Annotated in this window: 27 protein-coding genes; 14 read left to right on the forward strand and 13 right to left on the reverse strand. The window is 65.3% G+C overall.

Annotated elements, in window-relative coordinates; all coding sequences use genetic code 11:
- Positions 1-236: 236 nt before the first annotated feature.
- The 3 genes from GR328_RS07515 to GR328_RS07525 all read left to right on the forward strand — a co-directional run bounded on the left by GR328_RS07515 (position 237) and on the right by GR328_RS07525 (position 3,237).
- Positions 237-1,076: a chorismate mutase gene (locus tag GR328_RS07515; protein WP_160883902.1), complete on the forward strand. Its 840-nt coding sequence runs from the start codon at positions 237-239 to the stop codon at positions 1,074-1,076.
- A gap of 108 nt (positions 1,077-1,184) precedes the next feature.
- Entirely contained in the window at positions 1,185-2,294 is a 1,110-nt protein-coding gene (gene hisC, locus GR328_RS07520) for a histidinol-phosphate transaminase (protein WP_205789810.1), read from the forward strand.
- Positions 2,287-3,237: a prephenate/arogenate dehydrogenase family protein gene (locus GR328_RS07525; RefSeq protein ID WP_160883904.1), complete on the forward strand. Its 951-nt coding sequence runs from the start codon at positions 2,287-2,289 to the stop codon at positions 3,235-3,237. The genes hisC and GR328_RS07525 overlap by 8 nt, the downstream gene beginning before the upstream one ends.
- Positions 3,238-3,376: 139 nt before the next feature.
- On the opposite strand, the gene GR328_RS07530 is transcribed toward GR328_RS07525, so the two are convergent.
- The gene (locus tag GR328_RS07530) at positions 3,377-4,426 is read right to left on the reverse strand and encodes a DUF2125 domain-containing protein (protein WP_160883905.1); all 1,050 of its coding nucleotides are present in this window, start codon (positions 4,424-4,426) and stop codon (positions 3,377-3,379) included.
- 118 nt (positions 4,427-4,544) lie between these two features.
- Here GR328_RS07530 and GR328_RS07535 point away from each other — a divergent pair, with 118 nt between their 5' ends.
- A complete protein-coding gene (locus tag GR328_RS07535; RefSeq protein WP_425487023.1) occupies positions 4,545-5,090 on the forward strand; it encodes a gamma-glutamylcyclotransferase in 546 nt (181 codons plus the stop codon).
- On the opposite strand, the gene GR328_RS07540 is transcribed toward GR328_RS07535, so the two are convergent.
- The 5 genes from GR328_RS07540 to ftsE all read right to left on the reverse strand — a co-directional run bounded on the left by GR328_RS07540 (position 5,078) and on the right by ftsE (position 9,219).
- Complete coding sequence (locus GR328_RS07540; RefSeq protein WP_246215744.1) at positions 5,078-5,488, reverse strand: hypothetical protein; 411 nt, start codon at positions 5,486-5,488, stop codon at positions 5,078-5,080. The genes GR328_RS07535 and GR328_RS07540 overlap by 13 nt on opposite strands.
- Positions 5,489-5,584: 96 nt before the next feature.
- Positions 5,585-6,382 (reverse strand): lysophospholipid acyltransferase family protein, encoded by a 798-nt coding sequence (locus tag GR328_RS07545; protein ID WP_246215745.1) that lies wholly within the window; start codon positions 6,380-6,382, stop codon positions 5,585-5,587.
- 295 nt (positions 6,383-6,677) lie between these two features.
- Complete coding sequence (locus GR328_RS07550; RefSeq protein ID WP_425487024.1) at positions 6,678-7,343, reverse strand: YdcF family protein; 666 nt, start codon at positions 7,341-7,343, stop codon at positions 6,678-6,680.
- Positions 7,344-7,522: 179 nt separating this feature from the next.
- On the reverse strand, positions 7,523-8,506 hold the full coding sequence (locus GR328_RS07555) for a cell division protein FtsX (RefSeq protein ID WP_246215746.1): 984 nt from the start codon (positions 8,504-8,506) through the stop codon (positions 7,523-7,525).
- A gap of 5 nt (positions 8,507-8,511) precedes the next feature.
- Complete coding sequence (gene ftsE / locus GR328_RS07560; protein ID WP_343039323.1) at positions 8,512-9,219, reverse strand: cell division ATP-binding protein FtsE; 708 nt, start codon at positions 9,217-9,219, stop codon at positions 8,512-8,514.
- Between the two features lie 296 nt (positions 9,220-9,515).
- On the opposite strand from ftsE, the gene hpt reads away from it, so the two are divergent.
- Positions 9,516-10,085: a hypoxanthine phosphoribosyltransferase gene (hpt, locus tag GR328_RS07565; RefSeq protein ID WP_160883909.1), complete on the forward strand. Its 570-nt coding sequence runs from the start codon at positions 9,516-9,518 to the stop codon at positions 10,083-10,085.
- 189 nt (positions 10,086-10,274) lie between these two features.
- Here hpt and GR328_RS07570 read toward each other — a convergent pair whose 3' ends face one another.
- The gene (locus GR328_RS07570) at positions 10,275-10,787 is read right to left on the reverse strand and encodes a TspO/MBR family protein (RefSeq protein WP_160883910.1); all 513 of its coding nucleotides are present in this window, start codon (positions 10,785-10,787) and stop codon (positions 10,275-10,277) included.
- 70 nt (positions 10,788-10,857) lie between these two features.
- Between GR328_RS07570 and GR328_RS07575 the strand changes: the two genes are divergently transcribed.
- The 3 genes from GR328_RS07575 to GR328_RS07585 all read left to right on the forward strand — a co-directional run bounded on the left by GR328_RS07575 (position 10,858) and on the right by GR328_RS07585 (position 15,165).
- Positions 10,858-12,012 carry a trans-sulfuration enzyme family protein gene (locus GR328_RS07575; RefSeq protein WP_160883911.1) on the forward strand — a complete coding sequence of 385 codons (1,155 nt, stop codon included), beginning with the start codon at positions 10,858-10,860 and terminating at the stop codon, positions 12,010-12,012.
- A gap of 221 nt (positions 12,013-12,233) precedes the next feature.
- On the forward strand, positions 12,234-14,177 hold the full coding sequence (locus GR328_RS07580) for a bifunctional 2',3'-cyclic-nucleotide 2'-phosphodiesterase/3'-nucleotidase (protein ID WP_160883912.1): 1,944 nt from the start codon (positions 12,234-12,236) through the stop codon (positions 14,175-14,177).
- A 325-nt stretch (positions 14,178-14,502) separates the two neighbouring features.
- Entirely contained in the window at positions 14,503-15,165 is a 663-nt protein-coding gene (locus tag GR328_RS07585) for a hypothetical protein (protein ID WP_160883913.1), read from the forward strand.
- Positions 15,166-15,177: 12 nt separating this feature from the next.
- Here GR328_RS07585 and GR328_RS07590 read toward each other — a convergent pair whose 3' ends face one another.
- The gene (locus GR328_RS07590) at positions 15,178-16,068 is read right to left on the reverse strand and encodes a YihY/virulence factor BrkB family protein (RefSeq protein WP_246215747.1); all 891 of its coding nucleotides are present in this window, start codon (positions 16,066-16,068) and stop codon (positions 15,178-15,180) included.
- Positions 16,069-16,392: 324 nt separating this feature from the next.
- Between GR328_RS07590 and GR328_RS07595 the strand changes: the two genes are divergently transcribed.
- On the forward strand, positions 16,393-17,247 hold the full coding sequence (locus GR328_RS07595; RefSeq protein WP_160883915.1) for a DMT family transporter: 855 nt from the start codon (positions 16,393-16,395) through the stop codon (positions 17,245-17,247).
- Positions 17,248-17,299: 52 nt separating this feature from the next.
- Here GR328_RS07595 and GR328_RS26655 read toward each other — a convergent pair whose 3' ends face one another.
- The 4 genes from GR328_RS26655 to GR328_RS07610 all read right to left on the reverse strand — a co-directional run bounded on the left by GR328_RS26655 (position 17,300) and on the right by GR328_RS07610 (position 20,316).
- On the reverse strand, positions 17,300-17,464 hold the full coding sequence (locus GR328_RS26655) for a hypothetical protein (RefSeq protein ID WP_170304111.1): 165 nt from the start codon (positions 17,462-17,464) through the stop codon (positions 17,300-17,302).
- A gap of 120 nt (positions 17,465-17,584) precedes the next feature.
- Complete coding sequence (locus GR328_RS07600) at positions 17,585-18,673, reverse strand: TRAP transporter substrate-binding protein (protein WP_160883916.1); 1,089 nt, start codon at positions 18,671-18,673, stop codon at positions 17,585-17,587.
- 184 nt (positions 18,674-18,857) lie between these two features.
- Complete coding sequence (locus GR328_RS07605) at positions 18,858-19,472, reverse strand: hypothetical protein (RefSeq protein WP_160883917.1); 615 nt, start codon at positions 19,470-19,472, stop codon at positions 18,858-18,860.
- A 118-nt stretch (positions 19,473-19,590) separates the two neighbouring features.
- Positions 19,591-20,316: a DUF4142 domain-containing protein gene (locus GR328_RS07610; RefSeq protein WP_160883918.1), complete on the reverse strand. Its 726-nt coding sequence runs from the start codon at positions 20,314-20,316 to the stop codon at positions 19,591-19,593.
- A gap of 159 nt (positions 20,317-20,475) precedes the next feature.
- Here GR328_RS07610 and GR328_RS07615 point away from each other — a divergent pair, with 159 nt between their 5' ends.
- Both GR328_RS07615 and hpf read left to right on the forward strand, forming a co-directional pair.
- Positions 20,476-21,582, forward strand: a complete 1,107-nt coding sequence (locus GR328_RS07615) for a S1C family serine protease (protein ID WP_160883919.1) — start codon at positions 20,476-20,478, stop codon at positions 21,580-21,582.
- 93 nt (positions 21,583-21,675) lie between these two features.
- A complete protein-coding gene (gene hpf / locus GR328_RS07620) occupies positions 21,676-22,080 on the forward strand; it encodes a ribosome hibernation-promoting factor, HPF/YfiA family (protein WP_160883920.1) in 405 nt (134 codons plus the stop codon).
- A gap of 66 nt (positions 22,081-22,146) precedes the next feature.
- Here the strand turns inward: hpf and clpB are convergent, their stop codons facing one another.
- Complete coding sequence (gene clpB, locus GR328_RS07625; RefSeq protein WP_160883921.1) at positions 22,147-24,771, reverse strand: ATP-dependent chaperone ClpB; 2,625 nt, start codon at positions 24,769-24,771, stop codon at positions 22,147-22,149.
- A 190-nt stretch (positions 24,772-24,961) separates the two neighbouring features.
- On the opposite strand from clpB, the gene GR328_RS07630 reads away from it, so the two are divergent.
- From GR328_RS07630 to GR328_RS07640, 3 genes are all read left to right on the forward strand, one after another.
- Complete coding sequence (locus GR328_RS07630) at positions 24,962-25,285, forward strand: hypothetical protein (protein WP_160883922.1); 324 nt, start codon at positions 24,962-24,964, stop codon at positions 25,283-25,285.
- Positions 25,286-25,291: 6 nt separating this feature from the next.
- The gene (locus GR328_RS07635; protein ID WP_160883923.1) at positions 25,292-25,555 is read left to right on the forward strand and encodes a hypothetical protein; all 264 of its coding nucleotides are present in this window, start codon (positions 25,292-25,294) and stop codon (positions 25,553-25,555) included.
- 176 nt (positions 25,556-25,731) lie between these two features.
- Entirely contained in the window at positions 25,732-26,514 is a 783-nt protein-coding gene (locus GR328_RS07640) for an MOSC domain-containing protein (protein WP_160883924.1), read from the forward strand.
- Position 26,515 lies beyond the last annotated feature (1 nt).

A 26,515-nucleotide genomic window follows, 5' to 3' on the forward strand; every position in this document is an offset into this window, starting at 1 on the left:
GGGGCGCAGGCTCAGGGCCGTCATGCCTATGCCCTTCGTCATGGACGGGCCCGTCCTGGCCGTCCCGATTGGAAGAGCGCCTCGCCCCAACGGATCGGGATCCCCGATCCTGTGCCGGAGATGACGCGGAAGGTTGAGAGGCGGCGGCGTGACGGAATGGGTGTCATGCACGGCGAGGGATGACAAAGGGCGGCAAAATGGTCAAAGAGAAGCGCAGTTTCCGAAAGACCGAAGCCATGACAAGCGAGAAGCCCGCCCCGTCCCTAGCCGAGCTGCGCCAGGAGATCGACCGCATCGACGAGACGATGCACCGGCTGCTCATGGAGCGCGGCACGATCATCGACCGCCTGATCGAGGTCAAGAAGGCCTCCGACACGGGGCTCAGCTCCGCCTTCCGCCCGGGCCGCGAGGCCGCGATGATGAAGTCGCTGGCCGAGCGCCACCGGGGCATGCTCCCGCTCGACACGGTGGAGAGCATCTGGCGGGTGATCATCGGCACCTTCACCTATGTGCAGTCCAACTACGCCGTCCACGCGGACGTTTCGGGCGGCGACGCGCCCATGCGCGACTCGGCCCGGTTCCATTTCGGCTTCACGGTGCCCTACATCGCCCATCCGAGCGCGGCGGCGGTGATCGAGGCGGTGGCGGGCTCCAAGGGCGATCTCGGCATCTTCCGCCTCGACCAGGGCGCCACCAGCGGCGCCTGGTGGCGGACCCTTGCCGAGAGGGACCGCCCGAAGATCATCGCGCGCCTGCCTTTCATCGAGCGGCCGGACCATCCGGCGGGCACCCCGGTCTTCGTGATCTCCAAGCCCCTCACCGATGCGGCCGTGCGCGACGTGGTGCTCTACGCGGCCCAGTTCGAGCGCTGGCATAAGGGGGCGAACGAGGCGCTGTCGCGGCTCGGCGGCGAGGTTGTGGCGAGCGCGGCCGACGCCAACGGCCTGTCCGAGCTGATCGCCGTGCCCGGCACCGTGGAGGCCTCCCGCCTCCAGCAGAAGCTGACGGAGGCGGGCGCCAGCCTCGCCCAGCTGGCGGAGGTCGGCAGCCATGCCGAACGTTTCCACGTGAAATGATCGCGAAGCTGCGCTAGAGCATGACGCGGCGAAGTGGGTACCGGTTCGCCGATGAGGACGTGCTCCAACGTCAAAGAATCCTCATTCGCCAATCGATTGCTTAGGAAGTTGTCCATGTCCGCTCGTCCCGAACCCCGTCCCGGCGTGATGAAGATCGACGCCTACGTGCCCGGCAAAAGCGCCGCCGCGGGGGTTGCGAAGGTCCATAAGCTCTCCTCGAACGAGACGCCGCTGGGCCCCTCGCCGAAAGCCGTGGAGGCCGTGCGGAACACCGATCATCTGGAACTCTATCCCGACGGCTCCGCCACCAGGCTTCGCGAGGCGATCGCCGCGAAATACGGCCTCGATCCCAGCCGCATCGTCTGCGGGGCGGGCTCGGACGAGCTTCTGTCGCTCATCGCCTATGCCTATGTGGGTCCGGGCGACGAGGGCATCTTCAGCCAGCACGGCTTTCTCGTCTATCGCATCGCGATCCTCGCCGCCGGCGGCACGCCGGTAGTGGCCGAGGAGAAGAATCACCGCACCGACGTGGATGCCATCCTCGCGAAGGTGACGGAGAGGACGAAGATCGTCTTCCTGGCCAATCCCAACAACCCGACCGGTACCTACATTCCCTTCGACGAGGTGAAGCGCCTTCACGCGGGCCTTCCCTCACATGTCGTGCTGGTGCTGGACGCTGCCTATGCCGAATACGTGCGCCGCAACGACTACGAGGCGGGCCTCGAACTCGTCGCCACCGCCGAGAACGTGGTGATGACGCGCACCTTCTCGAAGATCTACGGCCTCGCAAGCCTACGCATCGGCTGGATGGTGGCGCCCGCCCATATCGCCGAGGCGGTGAACCGCATCCGCGGCCCCTTCAACATGAACGGCCCGGCCATGGCGGCGGGCATCGCCGCCGTTCAGGACGAGGCTCATGTGGCGAAGGCCGTCGAACACAACGAGCAATGGCTCGAGTGGCTGACGAAGGAGATCGGGTCGCTCGGGCTGACGGTGACGCCGAGCGTCGCCAACTTCCTGATGATCACCTTTCCCGACGAGCCGGGCCGGACAGCGAAGGACGCAGATGCGTTCCTCTCCGGCCGCGGCCTCATCCTGCGCCGGATCGATGCCTATGGTCTGCCTCACGCCCTGCGCCTGACCGTGGGCGGCGAGGAGGCGAACCGCCTCGTCGTCGAGGCCCTGCGCGACTTCATGAAGGGTGGCAGCGATGCCTGAGCGTCTCGGCCCATCTCTCTCGAAGCCGCTCTTCGAGCGCATCGCGCTGATCGGCCTCGGCCTGATCGGCTCGTCGATCGCGCGTGCCGCGAGGCATCTCAACCTTGCCGGGACCATCGTCGCCGTCGATCGCAGCGAGGAGGTGGTGGCGCGCGTGCGTGAGCTTCGCATTGCCGACGAGGCGACGACCGACCTCGTGGCGGGCGTGAAGGACGCGGACCTCGTCATTCTCTGCGTGCCGGTGGGCGTGTGCGGCGCCGTCGCCGAAGCCATGAGGCCCGGGCTGAAGCCCGGCTGCATCGTGTCGGACGTGGGCTCGGTGAAAGCCTCCGTGATCGCGCAGGTCCAGCCGCATCTGCCTCAAGACGTGCATTTCGTGCCTGCGCATCCCGTCGCCGGAACGGAGCATTCGGGCCCGGACGCGGGCTTCGCGACGCTCTTCCACAATCGCTGGTGCATCCTCACGCCGCCGGACGGCGCGGACGAGCAGGCGATCGAGCGCGTGCGCGTCTTCTGGAGCGCCATTGGCTCGAATGTGGAGATCATGAGCGCGCAGCACCACGATCTCGTGCTCGCCATCACGAGCCATGTGCCGCATCTGATCGCCTATAACATCGTGGGAACGGCTGCGGATCTGGAGACCGTCACGCAGAGCGAGGTGATCAAGTTCTCCGCGGGCGGCTTCCGCGATTTCACCCGCATCGCCGCTTCCGATCCCACCATGTGGCGCGACATCTTCCTGCACAACAAGGAAGCGGTGCTCGAGATGCTGGGCCGCCTCAACGAGGACATCGCCCTGCTGGCGCGAGCCATCCGCTGGGGCGAGGGCGACAAGCTGTTCGATCTCTTCACCCGCACGCGCGCCATCCGGCGCGGCATCATCTCCTCGGGCCAGGAAACGCCGGAGCCCGATTTCGGGCGCCGGCGCGAGGACAAGGCGTAATCGAGCCTATCGGGGCCGGTGACTTTGCCGTCGTGGCCGTGCCTGTCCCGGTCGTACCGATCGGAAAGCGCGGCGTTTCAGATCTTCGGCATCCCGGCACAAGGCCCGGGATGCCGAAGGGGAGACTGAGAGGTCACGCTCAATACAGCGGCTGCAATCTCACGTTCGGGATCACGAAGGGCCCCAGGGCGAGGAAGCCGTTGTCGAGGGTGAGCGGCGGCAGCGGCGAAAGCTGCGGCTGCCCGGTGCCCTTGTCATTGGCGCGCGGATTCTGGCCGAGCAGCGCGCCGAGCAGGGCGCCGCCGGTGCGGCTGCCGGTGATCTTGCCGATGAGACCGTCGAGACCCGCGGCAGCCATGCTGAGCCGGCCTGCCGGGCGGTGCTCCTCGTCGAGAGCGAGCGTGCCCTTGGCCTCCAGGCGGCGCGGTCCCTTGGTCACGGATAGCATGCGGACATCGAGCATCCCGCCGGCGCTGCGCCAGCGCTCGAGCTCCTCCGCCAGAGGGCGGCCCCGGAAGCCGGCCGTCTGGGTCGCCGTCACATCCGCGTCCAGGTCCGTAGGCTCCGTGCCGCCGATGAGGGCATCGAGCATCGGAATGGTCGCCTTCGTCACCGAGAGGGCCGCGTCATAGGCTTGGTCCGACGCGCGCGTGGGATTGGGGCGCAGATGCAGCTCCAGATGCTGGCCGGAGGTGGCGATTTCCTGCGGCAGAAGGCCCGTCACCGTGAAGGCGGGCGCGCTGGCCGCGATCGAGAGACGCTGAAGCCCGGTCCGCGAGGCGTGGATGCTCGCCTGCAGAAGATCCCAGCGGCCCTGCACCGTCACTTGGCCGTCGGTCACACGCAAGGGGCCCCCGATCTCGGCGATCACGAGGCGCGGCTGATAGACCTGCGCGATGGCTTCCGTGCGCCCGAAGGAGGCGGTGACCGCACCCTGTTTCAGCTCGAGAGCGTTGCAGACGATCTCGACGCGAAAGGGATAGCCCGCGATGGTGCGGTCCGGGCAGGTCCATTGCCGGCCGTCGCGCGCCTCCGCCGCGAGCCATGCATCGAGCGCCTCGGCCGTTCGGTTGCGGATGACGAACCATGCGACGCTCCAGGCGATGGCGACGAGAAGCAGCAGGACGAAGGGCGTATAGAGCCAGAAGCGGCTGTGGTGCTTGCTTTCCGCTGGGATGGCCTCGGCCATGCAAGATCTCCTGTTGTGCTGCTGCTTCGTAGCTGCTAGCGCCCCACAGGGAAAGTGGTCTGCGCTTTTCGCGTGAATGCAGGCGCTGCTTAGAAGGCAAAGCAGGCAAGGTTCAGGCATGGGAACGATGACGGACGGTTCCGGGGATCTGTGGGTTTTCGGCTACGGCTCCCTCATGTGGAGGCCGGGCTTTCCCTTTGTCGAACGCCGCCACGCGCATCTTCACGGCTATCGCCGCGCGCTCTGCGTCCTCTCCCATGTCCATCGCGGAACGCCCGAGAATCCGGGCCTCGTGCTCGGCCTCGACCGGGGCGGGCGCTGCCACGGCGTCGCGTTCCGGGTCGCGAAGGAGGAGGTTCAGGCGACCGTGCGTTACCTGCGCGAGCGCGAGCAGGCGACGAGCGTCTATCTGGAGCGGCACCTGCCCGTGCGGCTCGAGGATGGCCGCGCCGTCACGGCCCTGGGCTACGTGGCCGACCGCAGGCACGGGCAATATGCGGGCACGCTTTCCTTCGAGGAGGTGCTGGCCCTCGTGCGGCAGGGCAGGGGCATTTCCGGCGCCAATCCGGATTACGTGCGCTCGACCTACGAGCACCTGCTCGGCATGGGGGTAGTGGATCCGCTGATGAAGCGGATCGTCGCCGCGCTCGATCAGGAGGCCTGATCCGCGTTCTCGCGCAGATCCGCCAGAATCTCGCGGCGGCGGGCCTCCGTATCGGCAAGGCGATGGATGTGGAGTTCGGTGGCGCCGCGCTCCCGGGCCGCATCGAGCCAGCGGGTCCGGGGCTCCGCGCTCGGCCTGTCGCCGGCAAGAGCCGAATCGATCACGTGGGCGATGCCGGTCTCGTCGCGGTGCACGGCCAGGATCACCGCGTCGGTGACCTCCAGCAGTTCCTTCAGGTCGAGAGGATGCACGCCGACGATGTAGCGTCGGCCCGACAGGCCACGCCAGGAGCTCAGGGTGGAGTTCAGCGTGGAGGAGGAGCGAAGCCCCGCCGTTGCTCTCAGCCGTTCCTCGCGCACGCCAGCCCTCCGCATACGGTCGTTGCGGAGGTCCCGCATGGCCGTGTTCCAGGATATGGTCCGCTTGTTCGCCATTTGTTCTTATATGTAAGAAAGGAAAGGCGATCCGTCAAGGTCCGGGAAAGCTTAGCAGTATCAGATATTTGGTGTCGATGTGACGGGCTCGGGCGGGATGCCTCCGAGTCCTAGCTCGTGCCGGCCCTCCGCCAGCAGCCTGCCGGAGGATTCCTCGATGGCATCCTGCATGCTCTGGAAGAATTCCTCCCGCTTCAGACCGGGGGCGATCGGGTCGAGGATCTCGACGCGGATCGTGCCGGGACGGCGGATGAACTGGCGGCGGGGCCAGTAAAGGCCGGAATTCAGCGCCACCGGAATGCAAGGGAAACCGAGGTTCTGGTAGAGATGCGCCACGCCATACTTGTAGGCGGCCGGAGCTCCGGGCGGCCGACGCGTGCCCTCGGGGAAGATGATGATTTGGCGGCCGTGCTGGGCCTCTTCCCTAGCCCGGGCGGTCATCTGCACGAGAGCCTGCGAGCCCGCCCTGCGGTTCACCGGTACGCAGCGCGCCTTGCGCAGGTACCAGCCGAAGAAGGGAATCCACATCAGCTCCCGCTTCAGGATGAAGGTGGGATCGTCGAAGATCGTCACCAACGCGAAGGTTTCCCAGAAGGACTGGTGCTTGGCCGCGACGAGGGCTCCTCCCGCCGGGATCCTCCCCACGCCGCGGATTTCGACCCTCGTCCCGGCGATCACCCGCAGCAGCCAGAGCGACGAGCGTGCCCAGACCTTGACCAGGGCGATGAAGACCCGGCGCGGCACCAGGAAGGCCGGGATCAGGATGATCAGCCACAGGACGAGATTGGCATAGAAGGCGACGTTGAACAGGAAGGAGCGGACGAACAGCATGGCTTCGTGAAAGGAAAAGCGGAGCATACGGCTCCGCGGGCCGGCGCACCTTAACGCATCGCGCGAGAAAGTGGACCCGTTTTCCGGCGCGGAATGACGATGAGGCCGACGTCCCGACCCGTCGCTGGCGGGAGGAGGTCATGACGAGGGGCGGCCCGATCCTCGCAGACCCGCTGATTCCCCACCACCTTTGCATAGTATCTTGGTGCCGGAACATCCGGCTCAGGAGACTGCTCGAAGGCTGGAAACCCCCCCGCTGCCGGCCTCGTGCGCATGGAAGAGCACAGCGCCTGCCGGCGCCCGGAGATTTCCTGCCCAGATTTTAGTGCGAAGTCGTTTCGACGTTCGCCTGCTGGCTCGGGGCGCCACCGCTGATGATGTGGGCAACCGAGGAGCGCTCCGGATCGTCCTCGAAGCGCGTGCGAACCCAGACGGCCAGGAGCTTCAGGTATTCCAGGGCCAGGACCTTGGCCGTCGCGGGGTTGCTCCACCAATCGTGCGGGTCGATGGTGGCTGCGACCGGGTAGGGGATCTTCTGGAGATTCGGCAACGCGTGGTCGAGTTCCACCAGAGTCCGTGGCATGTGGTAGTTCGAGGTCACGATGATGATGGTGTCGAACCCGTTCCGCTCCGTCCAGCGCCGCGTCTCGATGGCGTTGCCGATGGTGTTGCGGGCCCGGTAGTCCAGATCCACGCAGCATTCGAAGAGCTGTCGCTGACCGGGGTTGAGGCGGGAGATCTGATCCCGGCTGGTCCTCTCGTTGACGCCGGAAATGAGGAGGCGCTTGGCATAGCCCTTCGCCAGAAGATCGATGGCATCGCCGATGCGCTGGGCGCCTCCGGTCAGGGCCACGATGCCGTCGGCCCGCGTCTCGGGCGGCCTCTCGGAACGGTCGAGGCTGTAGACGAAGGCGAGAAAGCCGAGGAACCCGGCCAGGCAGAAGGCAGCAAAGCTCCACAAAACGGCACTCAGGAGACGCCGGGTCATGGAACTTTCAGCCGGAATCGCCGGATCGCTCTGCATCGTCCAGCGCCAGCCAAGGGCTTCGGCAGGATCCGTGGCGTGCGGCGACGCCCAGGTTTGCGTACGCGAGGTCATCTCGGACGATGATAGAGGTGAATGCGGCAATGGAGAGGCAGCCCCCTTTATCCACGGGTAACCTAGGATCAACCATTTCCATTAAGAAAACGTCTCACCGTCAGCCGCGACACGATGCCTGTGATCAGCGCCACGAGGAGGGCGATCAGGATCACGATCAGATAACCGGTCAAGCTCATGTTGAAGGCGCCGAACAGGGCCTCGATCTGATCGCCCGCCGGGCTGGCACGCCAGGAGCGGGTGACCAGGCCCAGAACCACCGTGAGAGCCAGGGCAGCGGCGGCCCCGACGGCGCTGCCGCGCAGGCCCAGCTTGAAGAAGCGGCGCTGGAATTCCCGGGCGATGAAGTCGTCGTTCGCCCCCACGAAATGGAGCACTTCCACGACTTCCTTGTTGCCGGCCATGGCGCCGCGCGTGGCGAAGATCACCGCGAGACCCGCTGCGATCAAAACGAGGGCGACCAGGAAGATGCCTGTGCCGATGATCGTGTTCGCCATGGCCGACAGGCGCGACACCCAGAGCGCGTGATCGTCGAGCGTCGCGCCGGGCACCTCCTTCCCGAGGCTCTGCCGCAACGGTCCGAAATCCGGTCGGGTGTCCTCCTTCAGCTTGATGACGATGAGGCGTGGCACGGGCAGGTCCTTGAAATCGAGGCCGCTTCCCAGCCACGGCTCCAGCAGGCGCTCCGATTCCTCTTTCGTGAAGGCATGCGCCTGCTCCACGCCCGGCGTCCGGCTGGCCAGCGCAACGGCCCGGGCGACGTCCTCGTCGATGGCTCGCTGGGGATTGGGGCGGATCTGGATGGTCACCTCGCGGGCGATCTCGGATCGCCATTGCGCGGAACTGGCGGCGACAAGCTCGGCGCCGCCCGCGCAGAGGGCGGCGAGAAAGGTCAGGATCGCGATCACGGCGGCGAGGGCCTGCCCTCCCGCCGAATCCACCGGGACGAGGGGTGCGTTGCGACTGAGGGAGGCGGGCAGGGCGCGTTTGTCTCCCCCCTTTCCTTTCGGCGGCGGCGAGGCTTTCCTCAGATAGGGCTGGGGCGCGTTCATCCGGCTCACTCGTCGATGTGCAGCCGGCCGTCGCCGAGCACGAGGCGGCGCACGTTGAGCTGATCCATGAGGCTGAAATCGTGGGTGGCGATGACAACCGAGGTTCCGAGCCGGTTGAGTTCGATGAACAGGCGCAGCAGGCGCCGGGCCAGGGACGGATCCACGTTGCCGGTGGGCTCGTCGGCGAGCAGAAGATCCGGCCGCACGATGAGGGCGCGGGCGATGGCCGCGCGCTGCTTCTCGCCGCCTGAAAGCACCGGCGGCAGCATGTGCATGCGGTCGCCCAAACCCACCCAGCGCAGCAATTCCACGACCTCGGCGCGATAGCTCGATTCCTCCTTGCCCTGGACGCGCAAGGGAAGGGCGACGTTCTCGTAGGTGGTCAGGTGATCGAGCAGGCGGAAATCCTGGAACACCACGCCCATGCGGCGGCGGAGGTCGGTCAGATCGTCCTTCGAGATCCTGGAGACGTCCTCGCCGAAGAGGGAGATCAGCCCGCGCGTGGGCTTCACCGAAAGCAGGATGAGGCGAAGCAGCGTGGTCTTGCCCGCGCCCGAGGGGCCCGTGAGGAATTGAAAGGAATTCGGCTCGATGGAGAAGGTCAGGTCGCGCAGGACCTCGGGCCCCATGCCGTAACGCACGCCCACATTCTCGAACCGCACGGACGGGATGCCCGGGCCCTCGTCGAATTCCTCGTCATCATAGGCTCTCACGCGCGCCCGAACCCTCCTTGAAAAGCCGGCGAAGCGACGGACCGGGAGCGTCCGCGGCCAGCGACCGCTCGCGATTCGTGTTCCTTATGGCCCGGTTATGGTTAGCAACCCATAAACTTGCCGGGGGGCGACGGAAAGCGAAGCGGTCGCGGGACATTGCCGCAGGATCGGCTCCGCGGGTCCGGAATTCGCCATTTTGCCGGGAAAATCGTGAAGTCCGTTTGACTTCCGCGCTCCGCCATGGTCGTGAAGAAACCGGCTTTTGCGCTTTTCCCGTTTTTCTGGACTGAACGACGATGACCGCTGCTCACCGTATCCGGGTTCTCTTCGACGAGGACACCATCGCCAGACGCATCGAGGCCCTGGCGCAGGCAATCGCGAATTCCAAGCCCGAGAACCTGCTCGTCGTCGCCGTTCTCAAGGGCAGCTTCATGTTCGCGGCCGATCTGATCCGGGCCCTGCACAAGGCCGGTCTCGCGCCGCAGGTGGAGTTCGTGCATCTGTCCAGCTATCTCGACGGCACGGTCTCGACCGGCCAGGTCACGATCCTGCGCGACGTGGAAAGCGACGTGCGCGGCCGCGACGTGCTGCTCGTGGACGATATCCTCGAATCCGGCCGCACGATCACCTTCGCCAAGGACCTGCTCATGGCCCGCGGAGCCAAGAGCGTGAAGACGGCCGTTCTCCTGGAAAAGCCCGGCAAGCGCGCCGTGAGCATCGATCCGGACTATGTCGGCTTCACCTGCCCCGACGTGTTCGTCATCGGCTACGGCATGGATGTTGCCCATTCTTACCGCCAGCTGCCGTTCGTCGGTGTGCTCGACCGGCACGACACGAATCCCGATCTGTTCGACAAGCCCGAATAGAGCGCGCATCCCTCCCCATCCGTCTCGGATCCTTCCGAGATGGGCCTTCTCTTGCGCCATCAGCCCTACGACGTCAGGCCGGGTTCGTCCCGGGGATCGCGCCGCTGAGGAGCGCGTCGCTTCGGATCATCGGGGTCACCGGCCATGGGCCGGGGATGACGCGGGGAGAGCTGGTTCGAGCGTGCGCCCTTATGGCCCGTTCAACTGCCAGATCGCCCCGTTCAGGGCGGTCGCAAAGAGAACCCAGGCCAGATACGGCACGAGCAGGAGGGCCGCCAGCCGATCGAGCGGCCAGAAGGCGCGGATCGTCGCCAGGATCGCCACAATCAGGGCGACGATGACGACGAGGCCCGCGACCGGGCTGTGCGCCCCGAAGAAGGCGAAGGACCACAGGCTGTTCAGGGCGAGCTGCACGAAGAACGCCGCGATGGCCCCGGAGCGCCCGGGGCGATCCTGGGACAGGGACAGGATGCGCCAGAGGGAAAAGGCCATCAATGCATACAGCACCGTCCATGCGACCGGAAAGGCCCAGTTGGGCGGCGTGATGCCCGGTTTCTCGAGACCGGCATACCAGCCCGGGATATTGGGGCTGGTGACGAGAGAGCCCGCGACGGCGACGGCCACGACGGGCAGTACGGTCACCAGGAACCGCCGGAACGGCGGGGTCGCATGGCTGCCCGGCATGGTTTGCTCTGTTCGCATCCTCAAAATCTCTTTATGTGGCAGGCATCATTTCCAGGTGGCGAAACCAGCCACTCTCTCGGAGGTTCCCATGTCGTCGTCGCGTTCTTCCTGGTCGAAGCGCAGCCTCACCGCCCAGGCCATGGGCCGAGTGGATCCGATCACCAAGGCCGTTGTGCCGCCGATCCATGTGGCGACCACCTATATCCGCGACGAGGACAACGCCTATTCCTCCGGCTACGTCTATGGCCGCCCGGACAACGCGACGATCCGCGAGGCGGAAGAGGTGCTGGCCATGCTGGAGGAGGCCGAGGCGGGGGCGCTCTTGTTCTCCTCAGGCATGGCGGCGGCCACCGCCGTGTTCCAGGCGCTCGATCCCGGCGATCACATCGTCGCGTCCAAGGTGATGTACTGGGCGCTCCGCAGCTGGCTCTCGACGGAGGCCGTGCGCTGGGGGCTTTCGGTCGATTTCGTGGAGACCGACGATCTCGATGCGCTGCGCGCCGCCGTGATTCCGGGCCGCACAAAGCTGGTCTGGGCCGAGACCCCGTCCAACCCGCTCTGGACGATCACCGACATCGCGGCCGTGGCCGAAATCGCCCATGCGGCCGGCGCGCGCCTGGCCGTGGATTCCACCACCGCCTCACCGGTCCACACGCGGCCGCTGAACCTGGGCGCCGACATCGTCATGCATGCGGCGACCAAGGTGCTCAACGGCCATTCCGACGTGGTAGCTGGCGCGCTGGCGGGCGCGAAGGCCGACGAGTTCTGGGCGAAGGTCGCCTCCATCCGCAAGATGCAGGGTGCGATCCTGGGCCCCTTCGAGGCCTATCTGCTCATGCGCGGCATGCGCACGCTCCATGTGCGCGCGGCCGCTCAGGCGAAAAGCGCGCTTGACCTCGCGCAACGCTTCTCCTCTCACCCGAAGGTGGCGCGGGTCCTCTATCCCGGCCTGCCGCAGCATCCCGGCCACGACATCGCCGCGCGGCAGATGGAGAGCGGCTTCGGCTACATGCTCTCTATCCAGGTGACCGGAGGAGAGGCGGCGGCGATCCGGACGGCCGCGAAGGTGGGCCTGTGGAAGAGGGCCACGTCCCTTGGCGGCGTCGAGAGCCTCATCGAGCATCGCGCCTCCATCGAGGGGCCCGGAACGCCCTGTCCGCCGGACCTCCTGCGCCTCTCCACTGGCATCGAGGACGTGGAAGACCTCTACAGCGACCTCGACGAGGCGCTCAGGGCGTCTTGATCTGCCTCCGGCCTTTGCCGGTGATCGCGGTCCGTGGAGCGCAGCGCCTCTCCAACCGGGATGACCGAGACTGATCCTCGATCACGTCCGGGAACGGCTCTGAGGCGGGGAGGGTGTGTCGATCCCCTGGCCGCCGGGCGCCTCGAGCGGTCTCTTGATCCTGTCACAAAAGGTGTGCTCTCCTCGGTTAGGGAACATCGTTCCATCGGAGGAAGCCGTCCATGACATCGTCGATCACCCGCCGCCGCGTCCTTCAGACCGGGGTGGCCGCCGCCGCCCTCGCAGGCCTGCCGCAATTCGCCTGGGCCGCCGGTCCCGTGGTGAAGCTGCGCATCATGGAGACCACCGACCTCCACGTAAACATCTTCCCCTACGACTATTACCGCGATGCGCCGGACGACTCGGTCGGCCTCGCGCGCACGGCGTCCCTCGTGAAGGCCGCGCGGGCCGAGGCCAGGAATGCCCTGCTCTTCGACAATGGCGACATTATCCAGGGCTCGCCGCTGGGCGATTACGTGTCCTATCGCAAGGGCATGAAGAAGGGCGACCTGCATCCCATCGTCGCCGCCATGAACACCCTGAGCTACGATTGCGGCACGCTCGGCAACCACGAGTTCAACTATGGCCTCGAATTTCTGCAGAATTCGCTGGGCGCTGCGAAATTCCCCGTCGTCTGCGCCAACGCGATCAAGGACAACGGCGAAACCCTCTACAAGCCTTGGCTCGTCCTCGACCGGGAATTCACCGACGAAGCCGGTGCCAAGCAGAAACTGAAGGTGGGCGTGATCGGCTTCGTGCCGCCGCAGATCGTGCAGTGGGACAAGGCCCATCTCGACGGCCGGGTGACCACCATCGACATCGTCGAAGCGGCGATGAGGCATGTTCCGGACCTCAAGAAAGCGGGCGCCGACATCGTCGTGGCGCTCTGCCATTCAGGCATCGCAGGCGGCGAGCGGAAAGGAGGCGAGGAGAACGCGGCTTTGCATCTGGCCAAGGTCGACGGCATCGACGTGATCCTCACCGGCCACCAGCATTTCGTGTTCCCGGGCGGCAAGGAATTCAACAACATCGAGGGCGTCGACGCGCGGAAGGGCACGCTGCACGGCAAGCCCGCCGTCATGGCCGGGTTCTGGGGCAGCCATCTGGGCCTCATCGACCTCGACCTCGTAAAGGAGGACGATGCCTGGAGGATTGCGCAGTTCCGCACCGAGGCGCGCCCGATCTATGATCGGATCGATCGGAAAGTGGTGGCGAAGGTGGATTCGGAGGCGGGAGTCATCGCCGCCGTGAGGGCGGATCACGAGGCCACGCTCACATATGTGCGCGAGCCCGTGGGAAGAACGGCAGTTCCGATCCACTCCTACTTCTCGCTCGTCTCCGACGATGCCTCCGTGAAGCTCGTCGCCGAGGCGCAGGCCTGGTACGTGGCGGATCAGCTGAAATCCTCCGCCTTCAAGGACCTGCCGATCCTCTCGGCGGCGGCGCCCTTCAAGGCGGGCGGGCGCGGCGGCGCAAACTACTTCACCGATATCAAGCCTGGCCCGCTCGCCATCAAGGACATGGCGGACATCTACATCTATCCGAACACGATCCGCGTGGTGAAGGTCACGGGCGCGCAGGTGCGCGAATGGCTGGAGCGCTCCGCCGGGATCTACAACCGGATCGATCCGGCGATGGGCGGCGAGCAGGATCTCATCAATCCCAAGTTCCCGGCCTACAATTTCGACGTGATCGCAGGCGTGCGGTACAAGATCGATCCGACTCAGGCCTCCCGCTACGACGATGACGGAAAGCTCGACGCGCCCGACGCGCACCGCATCAAGGACCTGACCTATGACGGCAAGCCCATCGCGGACGATCAGCAGTTCCTCGTGGTGACGAACAACTACCGCGCGGGCGGCGGCGGCAATTTCCCGGGCAACGACGGCACCACTATCGTGTTCGAGGCTCCTGACCTCACCCGCGACGCGATCATGCGCTACATCGTCGAAAAGAAGGAGGTCGCGCCGAAGGCCGACGGCTCCTGGTCGATTGCCGTCCCCGCCGGCGTCACCATGACGTTCACGACGGGCCCGAACGCCGCTGCCTACCAGCCGGCGGGCATCAAGGTCGAGAAGATGGGCGATGCGCCGGAAGGCTTCGTCAAGTACCGCATCGTCGGCTGATTCTCCTCCACATGAGTTTCGGAGCGGTCGGGTTCTGCCGGCCGCTTCCGTTTTGGCTGATGCGTCCTTATGTCCATCGTGCATCTCTGGAGGATTTCATCCCTAGATTGAGAGACTTCAGAGTATCCATGCCCAAATGGATATGATCCTGATGAATTTTTGAGCATATCCCAGGCTAAAACACAGTTTATCTCTTCTTAAGCATGCCGTGTTTGAATGATATTACACGACCTATCATTTTTGAGATTATATTCTTTATTGATTCATGATTCTCCAGCTTCGGAAATTCGCTGTCCTGTTGTCGTTTGTCCTTGGAACTTCTTCCGTGGCCTATGCGCTTGAGGAAGGCGGAGGAAGCGCAGCCGACGGGCAGCCCTGGACCCTCGACAACGTCGCCGTGTGGCGCGCGAAGGCCCCTCGGACCGCCTTTTCCCTGAGCCGCACCCAGACATGGGCTAACGGCCTCGCCCCGTCGCGCATCCCCGCCTTCACACCCTCCACCATAGACAAGACGGTGGGAGCCAAGATGCAGCCGTTTCAGGACTGGAACCTCCTGATCGGCACGGAGCTGATCCGCAGCGGGGGCCAGAGCGGGCTTCTGTCCTCGAAATCCATGTGGGAATCCTCCTGGTCGCAGGACTTGGAAGAATACGGGCGCCTTCGGGTCGGCTTTTCGACGACGGGCTCTCTCGATAATCGGCAAGCCGACTACTTCCAGTCGTTCAGCGGGAGCCTGAACGTCCCCCTGGACCTGCCGCTGAGCGCATGGAACCTGGAGCTCCGGTTGTCGCCCACCATGAACGTGGACGTTTCGCACGGATCCCTCAGCTCGAACCTCATATCCGAGCTTGTGGGGCAGACGGTTCTGAGCGCGCAGGACGCCGCCTTCCGCTCGACCCTCGACCTCTCTGTCGGCTACAGCTTCGCGCCGGATACGCGTCCCGCCGCGTCGGCACGATTGCAGCTCACGATCTCACCGAAACTCTGAGGCGAAGCGCCGTTAGGGAAGCGCGATGACGTCGTTGGGGCCGGGCGGCGGCGGCTTGGTGCCGAGCCGCCTTTGCTTGGCGGCGAGGATGGTCCCGTTCAGCTCGCCGCCGAACAGGAAGATCGCTCCCAGGGTATAGAGGAAAATCAGCGCCACCATTGCGGTGGCGAGGCCGCCATAGGTGGACGCATAGGCACCCGGGTAATAGTCGAGGTACCAGCTGAAGGCGAAGCCCCCGAAGAGCCACAGGAAGAGAGTCATGCATACGCCGGGAACCACGGACCGGAACGTGCGGCGTCCAGCCGGAACGAGCTTGTGGGCCAACATCAGTCCGGCCACGATGATGAGCGTCGCGACGCCCACCCTCAGGAACCCGACCAGAGCGTCGAAGGGCTGGAGAGCAGGCACCCAGCGCAGGATCCCGCGCCAGATGAACGGTCCCAGCACCACGAGCAGGGCCATGGCCATGAGCACGAAGGCGCCACCGATGACGAAGGCGATCGATTCGAGACGGGTCAGCCACCAGGCGCGTGTCTCGCGCACGTTATAGGCTCGGTTCAGGCCGACCCTGAGACTCTCCACGCCGCTCGACGCGAAGTACAGGGTCAGCACCACGCCGAGCGTCAGCACGTCACTGCGCCGTCCGGTCAGGATGCTGTGCACCTCTCCCGCGATGGGGCCCGCAATCTCCTGCGGCCAGGCCTCGAGGATGAGGCCCGCCACCTCGTCGGCGAGCGTTCCGGTACCGAACACGCTCGCCAGGGCCGTCACCAGAATGAGAAAAGGGAAGAAGGATGTGAGCACCGACAGCGCGATGTGGCTCGCAATCGCCCAGGCGTCGTGCAGCACGAAGCGGTTCATCGCGATCACGAGCAGTTCGAAATAGAGGCGCAGGCGTTTCAACAGCGGGGCTCCAGACTGCTGGAGATGGTTTGGCGACAGGCGGGCCGGGCAAACTCCATCTCCCGGCCGCGAACAGGACCGTGCCCGATCAGTTCTAAACGGCGACGCTGCCATTCGTTCCGAGCGGGTCCCGGTGAACAAGACCATCGCCGGCGCTTCGGGCAAAGGGCACGGTTGCGGCGGGACGAACGGCATTGTGGCCTTCGGATCTCACTATACGGTTGTCTTTCACATAAAAACCTGTTCCTCCGATCGCTCCGAAAGAATGCGGCTCTCGCGCCGGAGCCGGCCGGCTCCGGCGCGGAGACATCTGAGAACTCGCCCATGCTAGCCCGCCTTGCTCCTCCCCTCTTCGTGCTCATCTGGGCCACCGGCTTCATCGTCGCGCGGGTCGTAGCGCCACATGCCGAGCCTCTGACGTTTCTGCTGGTGCGCTACCTGCTGGCCTTGCTGGTGCTCGCCGGTATCGTCCTGGCGGCGCGCGCGCCCTGGCCCCGGAGCGGGCGCGAATGGGGTGAGGCCATGGTGGCGGGCGTTCTCCTGCACGGGTTTTATCTCGGCGGGGTGTTCTGGTCGGTGAAGCACGGCCTCCCGGCGGGTATCTCGGCCCTGATCGCGGGGCTTCAGCCCCTCGTGACGGCCGCTCTGGCCGTGCCTCTGCTCGGGGAGAGGGTATCCGCCCGCCGGTGGGCCGGGATTCTCGCCGGACTTGCAGGCGCCGTTCTGGTCATCGCGCCCAGGATCGGCGATGGCGGCGTGCCGCCTCTGGCACTCAGCGTCTGCTTTTTCGGGATGCTGTCGATCACCCTCGGCACGATCTGGCAGAAGCGCACCGGCAACACGCTGGATCTGCGCGTGAACGCTTTCGTGCAATATGTGGGCGCGGCTCTCGTCACGCTGCCCCTGGTCCTGCTTCTGGAAGAAGGGCATATCGCACTCACGCCTCCGCTCCTGGGCGCCATGGCCTGGGCCGTGCTCGGTCTGTCGGTCGGCGCCATCGGGCTCCTGCTCTATCTCATCCGCCAGGGCGCGGTCGTGGGCGTGGCGACGCTGCTCTATCTCGTGCCGCCGGTCGCCGCCCTCATGGCGTTCGTGCTGTTCGGCGAAACCCTGAGCACCGTCCAGTTGGTCGGGATGGCCCTGGCTGCTCTGGGCGTCGCCGTGGCGAGCCGCAACTGAACCGGGCGCGAAAAGACCCGGGCGGTTCGGCCCGGGCTTGTGCGGGATGAAGCTACTTCGTGATCTTCACGGAAACCGGATCACTCGCCGGAAAGGTTTCTTCAACGCCTTCATCGAGCTTTTCGTCGAGAGACGTCTTGGAGTTCTCCGGCAGCTTCGCATCCTTGGGATCGGACTTGCCGGCCGATTTATCCTGGTCGTGAGTCTTGTCGTTCATGCCGTGTCTCCGTGGGATTGAAGGAAGATCGTCGCGGAAATAACGCGGCAGAGCGGGCATCGATCCAGGCAGAGAAAGCAGAGAAAGGAGAAGGCGGCGCTTTCGCGCCGCCCTGCTTGTTCAGCGTTGGCCTTGCTGCTGGTTCACGAAATAGTCGAAGGGCAGCTCCGCAATGCGGAACCAGGTCAGCTCCTTCTCGCGGAAAGCGTTCCAGTGATCGAAGATCTTCTTGAACTTCGCGTTCGAGGCCGCGATCTCGTTGTAGAGCTTGAAGGCTTCCTTGTAGCTCTGCTCCATCACGTCCTTCGGGAAGGCGCGAAGCTGCGCGCCCTGCGAAACCAAGCGGCGGACGGCTTCCGCGTTCTGGGCGTCGTACTTGGCCATGCACAGGGCGTTGGCCTCGGCGCAGGCCGCTTCGAGAATGGCCTTGTAGTGGGCAGGCAGTGAATTCCACTTCTCCATGTTCACATAGAGGGAGGGCTGTGCGCTGCCTTCCCAGAAACCCGGGTAGTAGTAGTACTTGGCAACCTTCACGAAGCCGAGCTTCTCGTCGTCGTACGGACCGGAGAATTCAACGGCGTCCAGGGTGCCGCGCTCCAGCGCCGGATATATGTCGCCGCCCGCGAGAACCTGCGGCACGACGCCGAGTTTCGCCATGATTTGGCCGCCCATGCCGGCGATGCGCATCTTCAGGCCCTGCAGATCGGCAACGGAATTGACTTCTTTGCGGAACCAGCCGCCCATCTGCGCGCCGGTCTGGCCGGCGGGGAAGGAGATGATGTTGTAGTCCTTCAGGAACTCCCGCACCAGTTCGAGGCCGCCGCCGTAGTACATCCAACCATTGTGCTGGCGCACGTTCAGGCCCCATGGCACGGAGGTGTCGAACATGAAGGTGGGATCCTTGCCGATGTAATAGCTCGACAGGGTATAGCCGCATTCGACGGTGCCGTTCTGCGTGGCATCGAGCACCTGCAGGCCGCTCACGATCTCGCCCGCCGCGAAGACCTGGATCTGAAACTTGTTGTCGGTGGCGGCAGCCACGCGCTTGGCGACCATTTCTCCCGCGCCGTAGAGGGTGTCGAGGCTCTTGGGATAACTCGACGCCATGCGCCAGCGGATTTCCGGCTGCGACTGCGCAATGGCGGGCGACGCGACGGCGCCTGCGGCTGCGGCGAGACCCGCGCCTTTGAGAACTTTTCTTCTGTCCATGGGAGCTTCCTCGTAATCTTGCTTCACGTAAGCCGTCTGGGCTGAAACGATGCATAGAGCGGGAAGCCGTCCGCTGTCACTCCATCTTCCGTCTGAAGTACAGCCTTAGGGGCAAGGCGAGTGCAACAAAGTCACCCCGGAGGCTCACGCATCCGGGGTGACGGGAAAACATGGTGGAACGAGATCAGCGTTCTTCCGAGCCGCCCTTGGAAAGCGGACGGCTGACCTGTCCCTCGGCGGCGCGGCCTGCACGCTTCGGAGGCTTCTCGTCACCCGTTGAGGACAGCGACTTCCCGCCGGACTGGCTCGCGGTAGGATGGCCGCGCACGAGCGTGCCCTTGGGCACATCCACCGCATTGCCAGGCGCAGGCACGCGCTTGCGCGAGGCTGCGCCGCCGCTCATGCCGGAAGGACCCGTTTCGCCATCGGTGCGCGCGGAGCGGGGCGCCGGGCTCTTGTTGGCGGTTGTCGGCACGCCCTCGGCGATTTCCTGGTTCGACAGGGTGAAGCCGGCGTCGTCGTCTTCCTCGTCCGGCACTTCCTTGAACGAGCGAATGCCGGCACTGGAGCCGCTGGTCACGCGGCCGTCGTCCACATGATCGATGTCGAGGTCGGGATCGAGCTTCTTCGATGCTCCCATCACGCCCGTGGCCTTGGCCGCCGCGCGCTTTGTGTTGCCTACATCGTTCCGCTGGGTCGGGCCCGCGACGAACTCGTCGCCGCCTTCATCCTGCGCCAATTCGTTCAGCACCTCATCGACCGGCGGTTCTGGTGGATTTCCGCGCTTGTCTCGCGCCATCGGATATTCCTCTCCTTGGTTCTCCGGCGGGCTTGGGGAGGCCCGCGTCTCCTCAGGCAACGGCCTGTCGAAAGAGGGGTTCCGGCCCCGCGTCGCAAACGAGCGGGGCCGGGCGTCTTCAGCGGCCGAGTTCCTTTCGAATGACTTCGAGCATGGCGATGTGCTCCTTGATCTGTCCGCGGGAGAGCTTGGCGATGTTGGTCATCTCGCGGTTGCCCGAATTCTTGAGGTAGTCCTCCTGCAGCTTGAGCAGTTTCTGGTGTCCCTGAATCTGCAGGGCGATATACTCGTGGTCGAGCGCCGCGCTAGGCTGCGCTTTCGACAGGCGTTCCATGGCGGCCGAATCCTCCTGGCTCAGTTCCGGCGCGGTGGACGCGGAGGCCTGTGCGCCTGCGCTGGTTGAAGCCGTGGCGGCGGGGTCTGCGAAGGAATGCAGAATGTCGGTGAGGTTGTTCTGCTCGCCGATCTCGAATTCCGCGAACTGCTTCACGCGCGGATTCTGTGCTTTCGAGAGGGCGAAGTTCGACTGCTGAAGCGAGACCGTGCTCAGCGCGAGCGACTGCTGAATGTACTGGCGATCAACCTGCGACTGCTGCTGGCCCTGTGCGGCGGGCGCGCTGTTGGCCTGGCCCTGGCGCATGGGCGTCTGCGTGTCCTGCGGGGCGCCGCCCTGCTGCGTGCGCTGCTGGCGCTGCTCGGCTCCCTGGCCGAGGGCCTGATTGGGCTGCGTTTCGGTGGGTTGCGGTGTTGCGGGATAGGGAATCGCCTGGTTCTGCTGCTGTGCGAAGGCGGGGAAGACGAAAGCCGCGGCGATTCCGGCGATCACGAGGTGGCGAGAGGACATGCAATTCTCCTGCGAAGGTCTGCGTGGCGAACGCGCACGGAGGATTTTTGTTCGTGGCCTCGTTCGAGAGGAACGAAGTCTGCTCAAGCGCGTCCATTGTGAGTGCGCTACGCGCAGTTCATCATCCTCAGACGCTGGGTTCATCGAGAAGGAGTCGACATGCAGGATCGGGCAACACGCGCAATCATGCTGGCCGTCGCGCTTCTGCTCGCGTTTCTCGTCATCCAGCCCTATGTGAACGGCTATCTCTTCTCCGCACGGGAGCCGCGACCGGTCGCGGCGCGCGGCGATCTGTCCGAGCTGGAACGCTCGACGATACGGGTGTTCGAAACCGTGGCGCCCTCCGTGGTGCAGGTGGTGAGTCTGTCGAGCCGGGGTTCCATGACAGAAGCGGAGCCGTCGGGCTCGGGAACCGGCTTCGTGTGGGACGCGGCCGGTCATGTAGTGACCAACGAGCATGTGGTGGCCAACGGCAGGGGCTTCGTGGTGCGCCTTGCCTCCGGCGAAGTGCTGCCCGCCAAAGTGGTGGGGCGTGCGCCCAACTACGATCTCGCGGTGCTGCGCCTCGAACGGCGGGGCGGCCTGCCCGCGCCCGTCTCCGTGGGACGCTCGGCTGATCTGAAGGTCGGGCAGACGGCTTACGCCATCGGCAATCCGTTCGGGCTCGACCAGTCGCTCACCACTGGCATCATCAGCGCCCTCAAGCGGCGTCTGCCCACCAGCGAGGGACGTGAGATCGCGGATGTGATCCAGACCGATGCGGCCATCAATCCCGGCAATTCCGGCGGGCCGCTGCTCGATTCCGCCGGGCGGCTGATCGGCGTCAACACCGCGATCTACTCGCCGTCCGGCACCAATGCCGGAATCGGCTTCGCCATCCCGGTTGACGTGGTGAACCGGGTCGTCCCGGAGCTCATCCGCACCGGCCGCGTTCCCACGCCTGGTATCGGCATCCTCGCCGCCAACGAGACGGTGGCGGCTCAGCTTGGCGTCACGGGCGTGATCGTCGCCGGCGTCGCGCCGGGCTCGCCCGCGGAGCAGGCCGGCTTGCGCGGGGTCGATCCTGCCCTCGGCGTCATCGGCGACGTCATCGTGGGCGTCGGGGACGAACCGGTGCGGCGCCTGTCGGATCTCACGGACAGCCTCGAACGCGCCGGGGTCGGCAGCACGGTCACGCTGAAAGTCATGCGCAGCGACGCAACGCGCGACATCGAAGTTCAGGTAGTGGATATCGGACAGAACGCCTCGCGGGTTCGCAGACCTTGAAGGTACGCCGCTAAGACATTTATCTTGAGACGGCACAGCAACCATCATGCCTGTGCCCCGTTAGCCCCCGAACTTCATCCAACGGAGGAGCGAATGAGTCTTGAAGGCGCCGAAAACAGCATTCTGGTGCAAAGCTCGAATGTCGACCTGGGTGATGTATTTCCCGAATTTGCGAGAACGAGTATCCGTCAGGTCGCCGGGAAATATTTCGGACGGCTGAGCAATGCCTCCGTGCACGTGACCCGTGAGGGCATCACCTATCGCTGCACGGTCAACATGCAGATGGGCGCGCTGAAGATGATGACCGGCGAGGCCAAGAACAAGGATGTCTACGCCGCGTTCCGGCAGGCCCTGCAGAAGACGGCCAAGCAGCTTCGTCGTTCCAAGCGCGAGCTTCGCGAAGACAAGGCCGAGCGCATCGACAAGGACATGCTGCTCCGTGAGGGCACGAGAACGCCCGCTCGCGAGGAAGACGAGTTCCGCGCGGCTGCGGAGTAACGCTTTGAGCGTTCAAAAGGAAAGGCCGGGGTGAACCCCGGCCTTTTATGATGCGAGCGTCGCGGCTCAATTCAACCGCACGCCCTCCGGCGGACGTTCGCTAGCCTTGGCCATCGTGGCATTGCCGATGGTCAAGCCCATGGGGCCCGCATGCACGGGCACGGTCTCGCCGTCCTTGATCTCGCCGGCGAGGATCGCCTCGGCCATCGGGTCCTGCACGTGCTTCTGGATCACGCGCTTCAGAGGACGCGCGCCGTAAGCCGGATCGTAGCCCTTGTCGGCAAGCCAAGCTCGGGCGTCGGCGTCTAGCTCAAGAGTGATCTTGCGGTCCTCGAGCAGCTTCTGCAGGCGCCCGATCTGGATGTCGACGATGGCACCCATCTCCGAGCGCTTGAGCCGGTGGAACAGGATGATCTCGTCCACGCGGTTGAGGAACTCGGGCCGGAAGTGCGAGCGCACAACTGCCATCACCTCGTCGCGGACCTCGTCCGTGTCATGACCTTCCGCCTGGTTCACCAGATATTCGGCGCCCAAGTTCGAGGTCATGATGATCAGCGTGTTCCGGAAGTCCACGGTGCGGCCCTGGCCGTCGGTGAGGCGTCCGTCGTCGAGCACCTGCAGGAGGACGTTGAACACGTCCGGATGCGCCTTCTCGATCTCGTCGAACAGCACGACCTGATAGGGCCTGCGGCGCACGGCTTCGGTGAGCGCACCACCCTCCTCGTAGCCCACATAGCCGGGGGGCGCGCCGATGAGACGGGCGACCGAGTGCTTCTCCATGTATTCCGACATGTCGAGGCGCACGAGCGCGGTCTCGTCGTCGAACAGGAAGTTCGCCAGCGCCTTGGTGAGTTCGGTCTTGCCGACGCCCGTGGGGCCGAGGAACATGAACGAGCCGATAGGCCGGTTCGGGTCCTGCAGGCCCGCGCGGGCGCGCCGCACCGCGGTCGACACCGCCTCCACCGCTTCGCGCTGGCCGACGACGCGTTTCGCCAGATCCCGCTCCATGTGGAGCAGTTTCTCGCGCTCGCCTTCGAGCATCTTGTCCACGGGCACGCCGGTCCAGCGGGAGACGACCTGCGCCACATGATCGGGCGTCACGGCCTCTTCCATCAGGCCGCCGCCATCGGCTTTAGCCTCGACTTCCGCGAGCTGCTTCTCCAGCCCCGGAATGACGCCGTAGGAGAGCTCGCCCGCCTTCGCCCAGTCGCCGTTGCGCTGTGCCTGGCTGAGCTGGTTGCGGACCTCGTCGAGCTTCTTCTTCAGGTCGGCAGCCGTGCCGAGCTTGTCCTTCTCGGCCTTCCAGCGCGCGGTGATTGCAGCCGATTGCTCCTCCAGATCCGCGAGCTCCTTCGTAAGGCGCTCGAGGCGATCCTTGGAGGCGGCGTCCGTCTCCTTCTTCAGCGCTTCCTGCTCGATCTTGAGGCGCACGATCTCGCGGTCGATGTTGTCGAGCTCTTCCGGCTTCGAATCGACCTGCATGCGCAGGCGGGACGAAGCCTCGTCCACGAGGTCGATGGCTTTGTCCGGCAGGAAGCGGTCGGTGATGTATCGGTTCGAGAGCGTCGCCGCAGCAACGAGCGCGCTGTCGGTGATGCGCACGCCGTGATGCTGCTCGTACTTCTCCTTCAGGCCGCGCAGGATCGACACCGTGTCCTCCACGGTGGGCTCGTTGACGAAGACCGGCTGGAATCTGCGGGCGAGCGCCGCGTCCTTCTCCACGTGCTTGCGGTATTCGTCGAGAGTGGTCGCGCCGACGCAGTGCAGCTCGCCGCGCGCCAGTGCAGGCTTGAGCAGGTTCGAGGCGTCCATGGCGCCATCGGCCTTGCCCGCCCCGACGAGGGTGTGCATCTCGTCGATGAACAGGATGATGCCGCCTTCGGCAGCCGTCACTTCCTGCAGCACGCTTTTGAGGCGCTCCTCGAACTCGCCGCGATATTTCGCGCCCGCGATCAGCGCGCCCATGTCGAGGGCGAGCAGCTGCTTGTCCTTGAGAGACTCGGGCACGTCGCCGTTGACGATGCGCAGCGCCAGACCTTCCACGATGGCGGTCTTGCCGACACCGGGCTCGCCGATGAGCACCGGGTTGTTCTTGGTGCGGCGCGACAGCACCTGGATCGTGCGGCGGATCTCCTCGTCGCGGCCGATCACCGGGTCGAGCTTGCCGTCGCGGGCCGCCTCGGTGAGGTCGCGCGCAAACTTCTTGAGGGCGTCATAGGTGTTCTCCGCCGTCGCGTTGTCGGCGGTGCGGCCCTTGCGCAAGGCATTGATCGCGGTGTTCAGCCCCTGAGCGGTCACGCCGGCCTGGGCCAGAATCCTGCCCGCTTCGCTGTCCTTCTCGACGGCGAGCGCCAGAAGCATCCGCTCGACGGTGACGAAGGAATCGCCTGCCTTCTCGGCAGCCTTCTCGGCGGTGTCGAAGAAGCGCATCAGCTCACGCGTCGCCTGCGGCTGGGCGGCGGAGCCGGACACCTTCGGCTGCTTGGCGAGCCATTGCTCGACGGCCGCGTGGGCATCGCGCGAGCGGCCGCCGGCGCGGTCGATGAGGCCCGCGCACAGGCCTTCAGGATCGTCCAGCAGAACCTTTAGGATATGGCCGGGGGAAAGCTGCGGGTGACCTTCCCGCATGGCCAGATTTTGCGCAGCCTGGACGAAACCCCGGGCGCGCTCGGTGTATTTCTCGAAGTTCATGATGTCATCCCTCCTCAGGCTCGCCCGCCCTCTCCGGAGGCACGGGCCAGCCCTGCGATGTCGGACCTCCACAAGGAAGCATCCGCTGCGCCTAAGGTGGTGGCATTGATGCAGAACAGCAAGAGGGGAACCCCCTCGAAGCCCTCGCATTGACCCTGCGAGCGATATCAATGGATTCGAGGAGGCTTCCATGACGCGCGATCCGCGCTCAGACGCCGAGAAGGCCCGCGCCGACCTGGCGCGCAACGCCGAGATGGGGCTGGCCGTGCCAGAGAGCCCTCTGGAGGAGCAGCCCTCCGTCACGCCGCAGACCTTCGGCGACACCAGCGAGAACGGGCGGGTGCTCCGCGACGGGGAGGGGGCGATGGCCACCGATGCCGGCCAGGACATCGGCGATTCCACCGGCACCATGAAGACCTCCCGCGACATCCCCGAGAACCGTCAGAACGTTCAAACCCCGCCCACCCATCGCAGCGACCGGAGCGATGGCGTGCTCTCGCGCGCAAAGGAGTAATTCACCATGGGTCTTTCCGATCTACTCGCCCGTTTCAGCCCTAAGAGGCGCAAGGCCGAACAGGCCCGTCAGGAGCTGATGGCCAACGCCGAGAAGGCGCTCCGCATGAAGCAGGAGGCTGGCCCGACCGCCAACATTCCTGAGCACCAAACCGCCCATGAGGGCATGAACCCGAAGACCACGAACGAAGATCACATCCCGGCGCGCGAGGGCTATTTCGAGCCTGAGCTCAAGCGCACGAAAGTCGCCCGTTCGGGAGACGCTTCGTAACCGACGACATCTTCCCTTATGCCGTTTTTCTCGTCATCCCCGGGCTTGTTCCGGGGATGCACGTCTTTGCAGAGGTTGAAAGGCGTGGACAGCCCGAATAAGTCCGGCCGTGACGTGGGGGGAACACTCATACGAGGTGTCTTGCTCAGCCATCCCGCGCCGACTATCGGTAGGCCATGAGCATCCGCATCGCCTCCCTCCAACGCTATCCCGTGAAGGGCTTGTCGCCCGAGACGCTGGAAACCGCCACCCTCGTCAGGGGCGGGTATTTCCCCGGCGATCGGCTGTTCGCCATCGAGAACGGCCCCGCCGGGTTCGACCCGGAAAACCCCCAGCATCAGCCGAAGGTCAAGTTCCTGATGCTCATGCGCAACGAAAGCCTTGCCCGGCTGAAGACGCGCTATCTCGACAGGATCACGACGCTCTTCATCGAAGAGGGCGGGCGCGAGGTGGCGCGGGGGGATCTCTCGACGCGGGAGGGGCGGCTTGCGATCGAAGCGTTCTTCCGCCGCTTCATGCCCAAGGAACTGCGCGGCCCGCCGAAGGTGCTCAACGCCCCCGACGGCTTCCGCTTCACCGATTCCCGCCGCGGCTACGTCTCCCTCATTAATCTTGCCAGTGTGCGCGCCCTGGAGAGCGTCGTCGGCGCTCCCATCGAACCGCTGCGCTTTCGCGGCAACATCCATGTCGACGGGCTGGAGCCATGGGCCGAGTTCGGCCTCGTCGGTCATGTGCTGACGACGGTTTCCGGCGTGCGCCTGAAGGTAACGAAACGCATCGAACGCTGCGCCGCCACCAACGTGGATCCTCTCACCGGCATCCGCGACCTTCAGATCCCGAAGAGCCTGATGCAGGCCTATGGGCATTTCGATTGCGGCATCTATGCCGAGGTGGTGGGCGGGGGCGCTATCGGGGTCGGGGATATTCTGGAGGCCGAGCAGGCGACGCTGGCTTTGTAGT

Origin of the sequence: Microvirga makkahensis, from assembly GCF_009830105.1 — a bacterium.
Classification (GTDB): domain Bacteria; phylum Pseudomonadota; class Alphaproteobacteria; order Rhizobiales; family Beijerinckiaceae; genus Microvirga; species Microvirga makkahensis.